The organism is Pseudomonadota bacterium (genome assembly GCA_037200975.1).
Taxonomy (GTDB): domain Bacteria; phylum Pseudomonadota; class Gammaproteobacteria; order Steroidobacterales; family Steroidobacteraceae; genus CADEED01.
Window position 1 is genome coordinate 576240 of record JBBCGI010000001.1, and the last position, 13850, is coordinate 590089.

Below are 13850 nucleotides of genomic sequence, written 5' to 3' on the forward strand. Positions count from 1 at the left end.
TCCACGCGTGACCGCGCAGGCAAACGATCGGCGATCGAAGGTACGCTGGTTTTGGTTCGCCGCGCTTGCCATCTGCCTGTCGGTGCCGGGCCTGGCGCAGATCGCCGTGCGCAACCAGGGCTACATTCCCTACAGCGACGCGCCCATCTACTACCGCTCCGAAAACATCGACGATGCCGTCACGTTGTTGCAGCAGCGCATCGACTCGGGAAAGGTTCAGCTCGAATACGACGCAAAAGATCACGGCTATCTGAAATCCGTGCTCAAGCTGCTCGACATTCCGTTGAGCTCGCAAACGCTGGTGTTTTCGAAGACCAGCTTCCAGTACCCGAAAATCTCGCCGGAGCATCCCCGCGCGCTCTACTTCAACGACGACGTCTATATCGGCGCCGTTCACGAAGGCAGGGAAATCGAGGTGGTGTCCTTCGACAAACAGCAGGGCGCCATCTTCTTCATCCTGCACGAGCAGCAGGCGGACAAGCCGCGCTTCGAGCGCGCCGAACTGGACTGCACGCAGTGTCACATCGCGGCGGGCACGCGCGGCGTACCCGGCGTGTTGTTGCGCTCGGTTCAATCCAGCAACACCGGCAGTCCGGTGCCGGGCGCGCGCTCTTACATCACGGACCAGGACAGTCCCATCGAAGAACGCTGGGGCGGCTGGTACGCGACCGGATCGATCGCAACCAGGACGCTCGCGAACCTCTCCGCTCAACCGGGCGCGACCGCCAAGACCGTATCGCTCGCGCCGCTGCAGCAATCCTTCGCACCTTCCGCCTACCTGGAACCCACGAGCGATGAAGTGGCCTTGCTGGTGCTCGCGCACCAGACACAGATGCACAACCTCATCACGCTCACCAACTACAAGACGCGTATCGCGCTGCACGATCTGGAAAAGAAATCCGGAACCCTCGACGCGGACGCCGCACTGCCCGACGCCACCCGCCAGCAGTTCGAGCGGCCGGCGGAACAGCTGCTGCGTTACCTGCTGTTCACCAATGAAGCGCAGCTGCCCGGGCTCGATCGCAAGCAGATCGCCGCGGAGTCGGCATTCGCGCGCGAGTTCGCCGCCCGCGGGCCACGCGATTCGAAAGGCCGGTCGCTGCGGGATTTCGATCTGCGAACACGCACCTTTCAACATCCGTGCAGCTACCTCATCTATTCGGACGCGTTCGATGCGCTGCCGGAACCTTCGCGGACGTACGTCTACGGCCGCCTGCTCGAGATCCTGAGCGGCCAAGATCAAAGCCCCGACTTCAAGACGCTGTCTGCGGAGGATCGGCGCGCGATCCTGGAGATCCTGCTGGAGACCAAGGCCGGACTTCCGGCGGACTGGCACGAATACGCGCGCACCAACCGCTTGCGAGTCGCAAACATCAACCCTTCGGGAACATGGAGAGAAACGAAATGAATGTCTTAGTGAAAGCTGCGGGCCTCGCGGCCTTGTTTGCCTCGAGCGCCGGCGCGCTCGCAGGCGCCAAGCTCGAAGGCCGTTGGGACGCGCAGCTCGTCCGCGATCAAACGGTGATTCCGTTCCGGCTCGATATCTCGGGCTCCGGCCCCAAGCTCAAAGGCACGCTGTACGACGGCTTCCGCGCGTATGAATACACCACGAGCGCGAGTTACGACGACGGCAAACTGGTACTCGAGATCGCTCACTACCTGACGACGATCACCGCGCATCTGGAGAACGGCAAACTGGTCGGCGACGTCGTCGCGCAGAATCGCGGCAACCGTTCCGAATACGGCTTCACAGCGACGCGTCACGACACCGCATCGGACGCGCTCGCGAAAAACGTGCATGCACCGTCGATCGCCGGCGCCTGGGAGATACCGCTCAAGACGCCCTCGTCCAAGGGAGAGAACGCGTTCCGCTTCATCGTCGATCAGCGCGGCGCCGAAGTCGCCGCGTCGATCCTGCGCGTCGACGGTGACACGGGCGCGTACAGCGGCGTATACAAAGATGGCAAATGGGTGCTGAGCCATTTCGACGGCTCACGGCCCGGGGTCATCGTCGTGACGCCAAACCCGGATGGCACCCTCGCGGTCCAGCAGAACGTGCAGCGTCCTCGAGCGGCGGCCGCCGGCAACTACGAAACGGCACCCGATGGACGCTACGATTCCAATCTCGTCGCGTACCGCCCGGAAGTCGCGCGCGCGAAAGGCTTGCCCGAACCCGCCAACCACCTGACACACACGACGGCGCGCGATCCGAACGAGAAGTTCACGTTTAGTTTCCCGGACGTGGAGGGAAAGCCGGTTTCCAATGAAGACCCGTTCTTCAAGGGCAAGGTCGTGCTCGCCATCGTCACGGGAACCTGGTGCCCGAACTGCCACGACGAGGCGCAGTACCTGATCCAGCTCGACAAGAAATATCGCGACAAGGGCCTCTCCATCGTCGCGCTCAATTTCGAAGAGGTCGAGCAGCAGGAGTCGCTCGAGCGCGCGCGTGCATTCATCAAGCAGTACGGCGTCAAATATCCGTACTTGCAGGCGGGTGCGCCCGAGGAAATGTGGGAGAAGGTGCCGCAGCTCACCAATCTCAATACTTGGCCCGCGACGGTGTTCGTCGGACGCGACGGAACGGTTCGCGCCGTGCATGCCGGCTTTGCATCGCCGTCCACCGGCGACTTCTATGTGAACCAGCAGAAGGAATTCACGCAGCGCATCGAGCAGTTGCTCGCCGAGAAGGCGCCGTCTGACGTACGCGTGACGGCGACGCCGGTCGCGAGCGGCGCCACCGCACACCGACTCTGACAACTCAGCCCGTTGCACCGCAACGCCCGGGGTCCGCTTCGCAGGAAGCGGACCCTTTGCTTTTGCGGATGCGTTTCGGGAATGAGCGTGGGAAAAATGGTGATGAGCCTAACTTCTGCGCCGGGCGTAGTTTCGGGCTGCGGCAAGACGCCGCCATTGAGGCAGAACACGATTATGAAATCCCGGATCATGAGCGCAGGTCTCACCTTCTTCCTGGCATTCGGAATTCATGCGGCGGCTGCGCCGAAGGCCGGCGCGGAAATACTCGCCGGACGATGGGATGCCACCCTCGTCGACAACGGGCCGGATATCCCGTTCCGCCTCGACATCTCGGGCACCGGGCCGACGCTCAAGGCAACGTTTTTCGACGGATCGCGCGCCTATGAGCACACGACTTCCGCCACCTTCCAGGACGGCAAACTCGTCCTCAAGGCAGATCACTACCTGACGACCATCACGGCGACATTGGTTGATGGCGCGCTGATCGGCGACACGACCTTGCACGGCCCAGGATACGACGCAAAATTCGGCTTTCGCGCGGCGCGCTATGTGCCGGTGAAAGCCACCGCCACGAAGGTCCCGGCCATCGCCGGTTCGTGGGTCATTCCGCTGGATCAACCGTCATCGAAAGGCGAACAGGCCTTCCGCTTCATCGTCGAGCAACGCGGCGCTGAAGCGGAAGCCTCGATCCTCAGGGTCGACGGCGACACGGGTGCCTACAGCGGAGTCTTCAAGGACGGCAAATGGGTACTCAGCCACTTCGACGGGCATCGGCCGGGCGTCATCGAAGTCGCGGCGAATGCCGACGGCACGCTGGCGGTCGTCGCCCACAACGAGGCGATCATCCGCGCGCTGCAGGGCAACGACAGCGACAGGTACCGCGAAGAGCGTTACGGAGACCCGACGCCGAAATACACGGCATACCGGCCGGACATCGCACGCGCGAAGGGACTGCCCGAGCCGGCAAACTACCTGACTCACACCAAGGCTCGCGATCCGAATGAGACGTTCAAGTTCAGTTTCCCGGATGTCAGCGGCAAGCTCGTGTCGAACGAAGACTTCAAGGGCAAGGTCGTCCTCGCCGTCGTGACCGGTACCTGGTGCCCGAATTGCCACGATGAGGCGCAGTACCTGATCCAGCTCGACAAGAAGTACCGCGACCGCGGCCTCGCCATCGTTGCTCTCAACTTCGAGGAAGTGGAGCAGCAGGAATCGCTCAAGCGCGTGCACGCATTCATCAACCAATATGGCGTGAAATATCCCTACCTCATCGCCGGCGCGCCGGAGGAGATGTGGGAAAAAGTACCGCAGCTCGTCAACTTGAATACCTGGCCCGCGACGGTTTTCGTCGGCCGCGACGGCACCGTCCGCGCCGTACACGCGGGTTTCGCATCCCAGGCCAGCGGCGAGTTCCACAAGCAACTCGAGCAGGACTTCACCGCCCGGATCGAACAACTGCTGGCAGAAAAGGAATCCCGGAACACGCAGGTGGCCGTCGCATCGCCGCTGAAGTTCGGGCCCTGAAGGACGGCGCCAGCCGCAGCAGGATTCAGTTCGCGAACTTCTGCGTGCTCACGCGCGTTGCTTCAAACGATGGATCAACCGTAGTCATCGACAGGGGATACCGGTGCCGCGCGTATCGCCCACATAAGCGCTCCCACAACCAACGCGATCAGCAACACCGCGATCCAAAGTCGGGACGTGGCGATCGCGTCGCGCTCGCTGACGACACTCGCCGGCTTGCGGCCGACGATCATGGGGCGAATGAGATCGTGACCGCCGAACACTCGATGCGCGGCAACGGCCAGCAGGTGCGCCCCGATCGCCGCCAGGATCCAGTCGAACAGCCGGCGGTGCCAGGACGTGAGCCGCAGGCTGGTGTCGTAAGAGACGGCGCCGGCGAGCGGCCCCGTGTTGAAGATCTCATCGTTCGCGAACAGGCCAGTCATCGCCTGCGCCAGCAGCGCCGACAGCAGGAACACCACCATCCACGCCCCCAGTGGATTGTGCCCGGGCGTCGCGGGTGCGGCGCCGCGACCCAGCGCCAGTAGATAGCCGAGCGTGGCCCGCGGGCCGCGCACGAAATTCGCGAAACGCGCGTGGCGTGTCCCGACGAGTCCCCACAGGATCCGGAAGGCCGCCAGCACGAGCACCAGGTAGCCAAACCACCGGTGATACTTGAAATACGCCACGCCAGCCCGGTTCGTGGCGTACGAACCCGCCACCCCGACGACCAGCAGCCAGTGCACGATGCGCACCGGCAGATCCCAAACGCGCCTGCCCTCCGGTGGCTCGCTCATCCCGCGCGGTTATCTATCGCCTGGTTTCGAGTGAGCTACTTCGAGCGGAACTTTTCGTGGCAGCTCTTGCAGTCGCCGCCCACGGCGGTCACCGCCGCCTGGAAATCCGCGCCGGCTTCGCCTTTCTCGACGACCTCGGCCAATTTTCTGGTGTGCGCGCCGAAGTCGGCGACCAGTCGATCGAACTCCGCGCGATCGGTCCAGATGACGGGCAACGCGCGTGTCTTGCCCTCCTTCGATATGTCGGGATACGAATCGCCGACGAAGGTCGCGATCTGCGCCAGTCGCGTCGCCTGGCGGCGCGCGACATCGGGTCTGAAGTCGGCTTTGCCCTGCGCCACCTGCGCGAGTGGACCAAAGTTGCCGGCAACGATCTTGTAGACCGCCTGGCGATATTCGATGGCGCGTTCGGCCGGTGTAGGTCCGGGTGGTGCCGCGGCTGGAGGTGTCTGCGCGAGCGCCAGTCCACAGGTGGCGCTGACCAGCAGGACTCCCAACAAACCGGATTCGCGCTTGGACATCGAACTGTCTCCCTTGAGTGGGCCCGGCCGCAGGGTGCGGCGTGGCTCCGGAACGGCGTTCAGCCGGCCCGGTGAAATTGGTGGCAGTGGGATTCGAACGCCGCCATCGGCTTCGGGCACGTGAGCGCGCGGTTACAGCTTTGGAACCGCGCTGCGCTATTCGACATTGGTACCCTGTTCCGGCCAGCTAACAACTGCGGTGCGTAGAAAAACATGGCCGCAGCTTGGTTGGGAAACATCCGATCGTCATAAGCGAATTCGAACCGGCGATTGTACGCACGCGCAGGCGACGGCTAACGTCGTCGCGGCATCGAACGGAGGCGTGATGAAACGCAGCAACATCTCAGCCCGCTGGGGCAGACCCGAGCAATGGAACGTCGCACGCGAGTGGTGCGCGGATCTCCTGCGTATCGCCGCCGCGATCGCCATCCTGGCGTTGCTGGCCGCGCTGGACGGCGCTCCAGTCGTCTAGTTGCTTGCCTGCGGCCGGCCGATCGCGGCACGGAATGCAGCCGCGCGTTGCGGCAGCCCATGCAGCGGCGCGAACTCCCGCACATCGAGCTTCAGCCGCGCGATGTTCTCATCCAGATTGAGCCACAGCGGATTGATCTCGGCCGGCGGCGCCGCTCCCGGCAAGGTTGGCGTCCAGGCATCCGCCTCCACCAGCAGCTTGTCGGCCGGCAGAAAGACCATCGCGAACGCATCGTTGTGCCCGCTGCCGATGATTTCATGGATCTCCACGGGATGTTTGCCGTCGGGCAAGTCCAGTCGCCCGGAGAACCTGCGAAATTTCGGCGTGCGCGGCGTCGTGGCCAGGCGATCCGGACCCAGCGTACGAGGCTGCGCCCAGGCGCGTTCGTAAAAACTGACATTGCGCGCATGCGTGATGATCGGAATGCCCGCCGCAGCAATCGTGCGCAGCCCGCCGGCGTGGTCGAAATGCGCGTGCGTGTTGATCACGTAGACGATGGGCTTCGCAGGCACCAGCTCGCGCGCCTTGGCCAACACCGCGTCCGCGCGCTGCTCGTTGAGCGGCGCTTCGATGATCAGGACGCCGGATTGCTGCTCGACGACCACGCTGTTGTGTGTGCCTCCACCGAACAGCCACACGCCCGGCGCGAGCTCCGTTACCTCGACGGGGTTCGCGAGCGGCGCGGGATCCGCAGCGAGGGCGGCCGGAACCTCGAACGCCGCCGCCTGGTTGATGCGGACCGCGCTCACCGTGAGCTCGTACCACGGCAGTCCCGCGACGCGTCGTTCGATGCGAGCGGGAAATTTCACGCCGCCGAAATCGCGATATTCCGAATACCGCCATTCGATGGGTGTATCGCCGAGCACGTTCGAATCCATGAACGTCCGCACGCGCACCACCTCACCCGCCGCGTTGACCAGCCCTTCGTATCGAAAACCGCCCGCGAGCGTGAACGCGACGGAGATGCCGCCAGGCACGCGGCGCAGCGTTGCCTCATGTGCGCGTGCAGCCTTGATGAAGCCCTGCGGCGACGCCCAGATCTCCGCATTGCGTTCGGCCAGGTTGGTGGGGATGGCGCTCGGCGCCGGGGTCATGTTCCAGGTCACGCCGTTCACCGCGAACTGATCCATGGTCTGCTGGGAGAACGGGCGCAACCGGCCGGGCTCCTGCACCTGCACGCGGTGATACTTCGCATGGACCGCGGCGCGTTCGTAATCGAGCGTGGCGACGTAACTATCTACCTCGAAAGCCGGCCAGCCGAGCTCCGGCGCGGGCGCCTGGCCGAACTGGTAGTACCTGCCGCTGGCGTCGAATTCCAGGCTGCGGATCTCGTCGAGGCGCAACGCCGCGGCCGCGGCATCGAGGCTGGACGCCCCGGCCGTTCCAAACACGGGCGTGAGGGCGAATGCGATCGACAGCATCGAAATCCAGGTCTTCAACGTGCACTCCTCACGGGAGTTTCATCGCCGGCCCGGCCGACACCCGGTTGATGAGTTTGACGCGCGCGTGATCGCCACGGCTCGTCCTTGCCTGCCCGCAGGACAGGCAGCGCTGCCAGGGCCAGAGTCCGGGCGAACCCCGGAAATACGAAAGTGATCCCGCGCATTTGTCGCTCCCGTGCCTGTTTATGTCGCCCCAAGAATACGTAACCGAATTCAAACCGCTTGGGAATCGACGCTGTGACCGCTGGTTTCGATACTGGCCGCATGCAGGCATCGAGCGCAATCGAACGTGGAGCGGTCACGGCGGCAGAGGGAGCAACGGAAGAGCGGATCATCGCAATCGTCGGCGCGGGGTTCTCCGGCACAGCGGTCGCCATACACCTGCTGCGCCAGGCACCGCGCGGCAAGCTGCGCATCGTGCTGGTGGATCCGCGCGAGGAGATCGGCGCGGGCGTCGCCTACGCCACGCGCGACTATCCCTATCCACTCAACGTCGCCGCGGCACAGATGTCCCTCGATGCCGCCCAGCCGCAGGATTTCCTGGCGTATGTACGCGGCGCCGGCATCCACGCGGCGCCGGGTGACTATCTACCGAGGCAGGTGTTCGGCGAGTACCTGCGCGCGCGATTCGAAGCGGCCCGGTCAGCCGCCCCGGGAATTCACTGCGTTCACCACCGCGCCAGCGTCCTGCAGCTGCGGCGCGCGCAGGACGGCCGTTTCGACCTGTGGCTCGATGATGGCACCGCATTACGCGCCGACCAGGTCGTGCTGGCGCTGGGCAATCCGCCGCCGGCCACGCCACGCGAGCTGGCCGGGATCGCGGGTACCGATCGTTACATTCGCGACCCCTGGAGTCTGGGCGCGCTGACCCACCAGGACGTGAGCAGTGTATTGCTGCTCGGCAGCGGCCTCACGATGATCGACGCCGCATTGCGGCTGGCGGCCATCCGTCCGCGCCTGCGACATATATATGTGTTGTCGCGCCACGGCTGGCTGCCGCAATCGCAGGCGTCGCACGCCGCACCCGCGATCAAACCCGATGTGCAGCAGGCGCTGAGCACGGCGCAGGGGTCGATTCGCGGCCTGGTGAATTCCCTGCGTTCGGAGGCCGTGAAAGTAACGCAGGCCGGCGGCGACTGGCGCGAGGTACTGGCACTCGCGCGCGCGCAATTGCCCGAGGCGTGGCGCGAACTCGACCAGACCCAGCGTGGCCGCTTCCTGCGTCATGTCCGCTCGCTCTGGGATGTGCACCGCCACCGCGTACCCGCGGGCCCGCTCGGTGCGGTGCAGACGCTGGCGCGGCTCGGCGTTCTCAAGGTGCACGCCGGCCGGCTCGATTCGGCGGCCGTCGTGGACGACGCCGTGGAAGTTCTCTGGCGCCCGCGCGGCGCGACGCGCACCCGCGCATGGCTGGTGGACCGCGTCGTCAATTGCACCGGGCCCGACAGCTGCGCCGAACGCAGCGGCGATCCGCTGGTGCAGTCGCTGCTCGCCAACGGCCTGATCCGCTGCGACTCCCGTTCCCTCGGCATCGACGTCGCCGCCGATGGCCGTGTGCTCGGCCGCGACGGCGCGCCGGTAGATAGTCTGTATTACATCGGCCCGTGGCTGCGGGCGCGCGACTGGGAAGCGACCGCGGTGCCGGAGCTGCGCGAACATGCCACGTCGCTGGCAAAACGCCTGGCGGCGCGTGAAACCGCGGCGCTGCCCGTTTCGCGCTGATCCTGCTAATCTTCCGGCCCCCACCGCGCCGGAAGAACATTCATGTCGAGAATCGCGGCCGCATTCGGCCTGGGTGCGTTGCTGGCGGTGCTCGCAATCGGCGGCTGCGGCAAGGGTCCGGAAACCGAAGTCACCCTGCTCAACGTCTCCTATGATCCGACGCGCGAGCTGTACGAGGATGTCAACGTCGCATTCGCTGAGCGTTGGCTCGAGACCACCGGCCAGACCGTGCACATCAGCCAGTCGCACGGCGGTTCCGGCCGCCAGGCGCGCGCCGTCATCGACGGCCTGCCGGCCGACGTGGTCACGCTGGCGCTGGCGGGAGACATCGACGCGATCGCCGACCAGGCCAAACTACTGCCGCTGAACTGGCAGGAACGCCTGCCCGACAACAGCACTCCTTACTACTCGACCATCGTGTTCCTGGTGCGTGCCGGCAACCCGAAGAAGATCCGCGATTGGGGCGACCTGGTGCGTCCCGACGTGTCGGTCATCACGCCAAATCCAAAAACCTCGGGCGGCGCACGGTGGAATTACCTCGCGGCCTGGGCCTGGGCCGAGCGCCAGCTTGGTGGCAGCGAAGCGAGCGCGCAAGCCTTCGTGCAGAAACTCTACGCAAACGTGCCGGTGCTCGACACCGGCGCGCGCGGCTCGCTGACGACCTTCGCCCAGCGCGACATCGGCGACGTGGCGATCGCCTGGGAAAACGAAGCACACCTGGCGATGCTCGAACTGTCGCACGGTGAGTTCGAGATCGTCGTGCCGTCGGTCAGCGTGCTGGCAGAACCGTCCGTCGCGGTGGTGGACAAGGTGGTCCTGCGGCGCGGCACCCGTGCGGTCGCGCAGGCCTACCTGGAATTTCTCTATACACCGCAAGGCCAGGAGATCGCCGCCCGGCACTACTACCGGCCGCGCGACCCGGCGGTCGCCGCAAAGTTCGCCGGGCAATTTGCCAGAGTCGAGCTCGTGGGGATCGACCACTTCGGCGGGTGGAAGCTGGCGCAGAAAACCCACTTCGCGACCGGCGGGATCTTCGATCAGATCACCTCGTCGCGGGCGGCAGCCGGCAAGTAGCCGGCAGCGAGTGGCGTTACTCGACGACCAGCTTGTAGCCGGAAGGCGCCGCGGTCTGCAGCAGCTGCGGCACCGACGGATTCGCTTCGATCTTGTGGCGCAGCCGGTGCACCAGCTGCTTGAGCAGCTGCCGGTCGCCGGAGCCGCGATGCCCCCACACCTGGACCAGCAACCGGTCGGAATTGACCGCGCGGCCGGCCTGCGCCAGCAACATCTGCATCAGCCGCAGCTCGAGCTTGGTGAGCGTGATCGGCTCGCCATTGCCGATCCTCACCGTGTACGCCTCGAGATCGAGCGTGACGCGCCCGGCCGCGAGCGGCGCGTGGCTGCGATCGGTGCTGGCCCGCCGCAGCAACGCCTTGACGCGGGCTAACAAAGTCTTGGGGCTGAACGGCTTGGTGAGGTAGTCGTCGGCGCCGAGGTCGAGCGCCTTCACCAGGTCCTGCTCCTCGCCACGCGCCGTCAGCATCATGACGGGCGTGTCGCCACGCGCGCGGATCGCCGTGCATACGTCGAACCCCGAGGTGCCGGGCATGTTGATGTCGAGGATCACGAGGTCCGGCGATTCCGCTTCGTAGGAAGCCAGCGCGCCGGGGCCGTCGCTGGCCTTGACCACGAGATAACCCGCGTTCGACAGCGAGTACGCCACCAGGCCCAGCAAATCGAGATCGTCGTCGGCAACGAGAATTTTCATCGTGTTTCCGTTTGCTCCACCGGCAGCGTCAACGTGAAACGCGTGAGCCCCTGCGGTGTGCGAGCGGCCGTGATGTGGCCTCCGTGGCGCTCCACTATGGAACGCGAGATCCACAGCCCAAGCCCCAGCCCACCGGGCTCAGGCTCCTGGGTACCGCCTCGTTTGAAACGCTCGAAGATGTTGGAGGCATCTCCCGCGGGAAGTCCGGGTCCGGAGTCCTCGACCCAGGCGCTGACCGTGGCGCCATCGCGCTGCGCGCCGACACGCACCGAGGTGCCCTCGGGCGCGAACTTGCTGGCATTGGCGATCAGGTTGACGAACACCTGCGTGAGCCGCGTGGCATCGCCCAGCAGCGAAAGATCGGCGGGCACGTCGATCTCCAGCAACTGGTCGCGCTGCAGCAGCAACGCCTCGACCAGGCCGCGCGCATCGTCGACCACATCGGCCAGTTCGATGCTCTGGCGCCGGACGTCGAGCTGGCCGGCTTCGATGCGCACGCTCTCGAGCAGGTTGTCGATGAGCCGCGTGAGCCGCAGCGTGCCGCGCTCGAGCGACAACACCAGTTCTTCGAGTTTCTCGGGCGGGCTGGACTTCAACCCCTCGCGCAGCAATTCGATCGAGGCGAGCTGCGCCGCGAGCGGCGTGCGGAATTCATGGCTCACGTTCGCCAGCACGGTATCGCGCGCGCGCCGCACGCCTTCGAGCTCGGTCTCGTCGCGCAACACCTGCACCTGCAGGCCGTTCACGATGCGCGAGCTGGTGATGACGGTCTGGCGAATGCCGGCACGCGTCTGCAGCTGCTCCACCGACTGCGCACTGCCCGACTGGCGCGCACGCAGGATGGGGCACGCGGTGGTCGTGCAGGGCCGCGCTCCGGCCGGCGATCCGGGCGGTCCGCAGGGCTTGAGCACGTCGCCACAGAATTTGCCGATCGCCTCGCGCAGCTCGACGCCTAACAACCGCGCGGCCTGCGGGTTGAGGTAACGGATGTTGCGTTCCTGGTCGACGGCGTACACACCCTCGACCACCGCTTCCAGCACGACCTGCGCTTCGGCTTCGCGATGCCGCAGCTCGGCATTGAGGTCGACCAGGTTGCGGCGCATGTCGTCCATGGTGCGCGCCAGCTGACCGATCTCGGCGGGCCCGGCGGTGGGAATCGACGTCGCGAAATCTCCCTGCCCCAGGCGCACCGCGGCGTCGGTGAGCGCCTCGGTGGGCCGCGTCACGCGCCAGCCCAGCAACACGCCGGCGATCACCGCGAGCACGGCCAGCAGGATCGCCGCGATGACCAGGCGCCATACCAGCGAACTCACCGCGCGGTCGGTCTCGGTGGATGACGAACTGGTCTCGATCAGCGCGATGCCCTCGCCGCTGGAGGAGAAGATCGGGAAACTCGACGCGTACAAGCCCAGCGGGTCGATCCGTTGCACGGCAAAGCGGCCGTCCGCCAGCGCCTGCGAATGCAACGAGGTGAATGCGTTCTCCGGCATGGCATTGAAGGCGCGATAGTTGATGAGCCGCACTGGCAGACCGCTGTGTTCGGTGAGCTTCGCGGCCAGCGTCGCGTCGAGTAGATGGACTACCAGCACGCTGAACGAGGCGTACTGCGCCGGCAACTTCGAGCTCGCGCCCACCACCGAATACTGGGTGCCGGGCGGAACCGCCATGAAACGCTCGCCCTGCTCTGCCGCCACCGCGTACAGCTGCGGCCACGGCAACGCGACACCGCTCGAAGCCACGACCTGCGCCCCATCGAAGACCGCGCAGGCGTCGAGCTCGGAGGTTTCGCAGAAGCGCCGCAGGAACGGCGCCAGGCCTTCGCGGCCGGGCTCCGCCAACAATCGGCGCAACGGCGGGCGTTCCGCCAGCACGCGTGCGTAGGTCAACGTGTCCTCCGCCATACGCGTGATTTCCTCGCGCGCGTTGGCGCCCGCGAGCTGCACGTGGACTTTCTGCTGGCTGTCGGCGAGGCCGCGCAGCATGTCGATCGCTACATAGGAGATGCCGGCCGCCACCAGCAACACGATGACCACGTTGCTGGCCGCGAGCCACCAGCCGAGGCTGTTGCGCTTCATCGGCGGCGATATCCCGCGCCGCGCTCGACCAGCGTCTTGATGATCAGCGTGACGACCGCGAGCAGCGACAACATCGAGGCCACCGCGAAGGCGCCGACGAAGTTGTATTCGTTGTAGAGGATTTCGATGTGCAGCGGCATCGTGGTGGTCATGCCCCGGATGTTTCCGGAGACCACCGAGACGGCGCCGAATTCGCCCATCGCCCGCGCATTGCAGAGGATGACGCCGTAGACGAGGCCCCAGCGGATGCGCGGCAGCGTAACACGGAAGAACGTCAGCCAGCCGCCGGCGCCGAGCGTGATCGCCGCCTCTTCCTCGTCGTTGCCCAACTGCTGCATCAGCGGGATGAGCTCGCGCGCCACGTACGGGAACGTCACGAACATGGTGGCCAGCACGATGCCGGGCAGCGCGTAGACGATGCTGATCTCGTGTTCCTGCAGCCACGCGCCGAACCACCCGTTCAGGCCGAACAGCAGCACGTAGACGAGGCCGGACACCACCGGCGAGACCGCCAGCGGCAGATCGATCAGCGTGATCAGGAAACTCTTGCCGCGAAATTCGAACTTGGCGATACACCAGGCGGCCGTGATGCCGAACACCGTATTCAGCGGCACGACGATCGCCGCGGTCATCAGCGTCAGGCGGATCGCGGCGCGCGTGTCGGGGTCGCCAAAGGTCTGGAAATACGCCGACCAGCCTTTCTCGAGCGCCGTCGCCAATACGGCCGCCAGCGGCGCCGCCAGCAGCGCCCCGAGAAACGTGAGCGAAATCGTGATCATCAGCCAGCGCACCAGTG

At 65.6% G+C, this 13850-nt stretch carries 12 protein-coding genes; 6 read left to right on the forward strand and 6 right to left on the reverse strand.

The genetic code is table 11. The features are described 5' to 3' along the window. Positions 1-7: 7 nt before the first annotated feature. From WDO72_02610 to WDO72_02620, 3 genes are all read left to right on the forward strand, one after another. Positions 8-1408, forward strand: a complete 1401-nt coding sequence (locus WDO72_02610) for a hypothetical protein (GenBank protein MEJ0084551.1) — start codon at positions 8-10, stop codon at positions 1406-1408. Continuing rightward, positions 1405-2754: a TlpA disulfide reductase family protein gene (locus WDO72_02615; GenBank protein MEJ0084552.1), complete on the forward strand. Its 1350-nt coding sequence runs from the start codon at positions 1405-1407 to the stop codon at positions 2752-2754. The genes WDO72_02610 and WDO72_02615 overlap by 4 nt, the downstream gene beginning before the upstream one ends. Positions 2755-2943: 189 nt before the next feature. Then, positions 2944-4278: a TlpA disulfide reductase family protein gene (locus tag WDO72_02620; GenBank protein MEJ0084553.1), complete on the forward strand. Its 1335-nt coding sequence runs from the start codon at positions 2944-2946 to the stop codon at positions 4276-4278. Positions 4279-4352: 74 nt separating this feature from the next. On the opposite strand, the gene WDO72_02625 is transcribed toward WDO72_02620, so the two are convergent. Together WDO72_02625 and WDO72_02630 are read right to left on the reverse strand one after the other, a co-directional pair. Beyond that, complete coding sequence (locus WDO72_02625) at positions 4353-5054, reverse strand: cytochrome b/b6 domain-containing protein (GenBank protein ID MEJ0084554.1); 702 nt, start codon at positions 5052-5054, stop codon at positions 4353-4355. A gap of 35 nt (positions 5055-5089) precedes the next feature. Then, complete coding sequence (locus tag WDO72_02630; protein MEJ0084555.1) at positions 5090-5575, reverse strand: cytochrome c; 486 nt, start codon at positions 5573-5575, stop codon at positions 5090-5092. 325 nt (positions 5576-5900) lie between these two features. Between WDO72_02630 and WDO72_02635 the strand changes: the two genes are divergently transcribed. Further along, positions 5901-6047, forward strand: a complete 147-nt coding sequence (locus WDO72_02635; protein ID MEJ0084556.1) for a hypothetical protein — start codon at positions 5901-5903, stop codon at positions 6045-6047. Here the strand turns inward: WDO72_02635 and WDO72_02640 are convergent. Beyond that, positions 6044-7486, reverse strand: a complete 1443-nt coding sequence (locus WDO72_02640) for an MBL fold metallo-hydrolase (protein ID MEJ0084557.1) — start codon at positions 7484-7486, stop codon at positions 6044-6046. The two genes, WDO72_02635 and WDO72_02640, sit on opposite strands and share 4 nt — an antisense overlap. 267 nt (positions 7487-7753) lie before the next feature. Between WDO72_02640 and WDO72_02645 the strand changes: the two genes are divergently transcribed. Further along, positions 7754-9211, forward strand: a complete 1458-nt coding sequence (locus tag WDO72_02645; protein MEJ0084558.1) for an FAD/NAD(P)-binding protein — start codon at positions 7754-7756, stop codon at positions 9209-9211. Positions 9212-9253: 42 nt separating this feature from the next. Continuing rightward, complete coding sequence (locus WDO72_02650; GenBank protein ID MEJ0084559.1) at positions 9254-10285, forward strand: sulfate ABC transporter substrate-binding protein; 1032 nt, start codon at positions 9254-9256, stop codon at positions 10283-10285. 16 nt (positions 10286-10301) lie between these two features. Here WDO72_02650 and WDO72_02655 read toward each other — a convergent pair whose 3' ends face one another. Genes WDO72_02655 through cysW form a run of 3 tightly spaced genes read right to left on the reverse strand, consistent with a single transcriptional unit; the run spans position 10302 to position 13833 of the window. Next, entirely contained in the window at positions 10302-10979 is a 678-nt protein-coding gene (locus WDO72_02655) for a response regulator transcription factor (protein ID MEJ0084560.1), read from the reverse strand. Beyond that, complete coding sequence (locus WDO72_02660) at positions 10976-13054, reverse strand: ATP-binding protein (protein ID MEJ0084561.1); 2079 nt, start codon at positions 13052-13054, stop codon at positions 10976-10978. Before WDO72_02660 ends, WDO72_02655 begins: the two co-directional genes overlap by 4 nt. Beyond that, positions 13051-13833, reverse strand: coding sequence for a sulfate ABC transporter permease subunit CysW (cysW, locus tag WDO72_02665; GenBank protein ID MEJ0084562.1), 783 nt, complete (start codon positions 13831-13833; stop codon positions 13051-13053). The genes WDO72_02660 and cysW overlap by 4 nt, the downstream gene beginning before the upstream one ends. Positions 13834-13850: the final 17 nt, after the last annotated feature.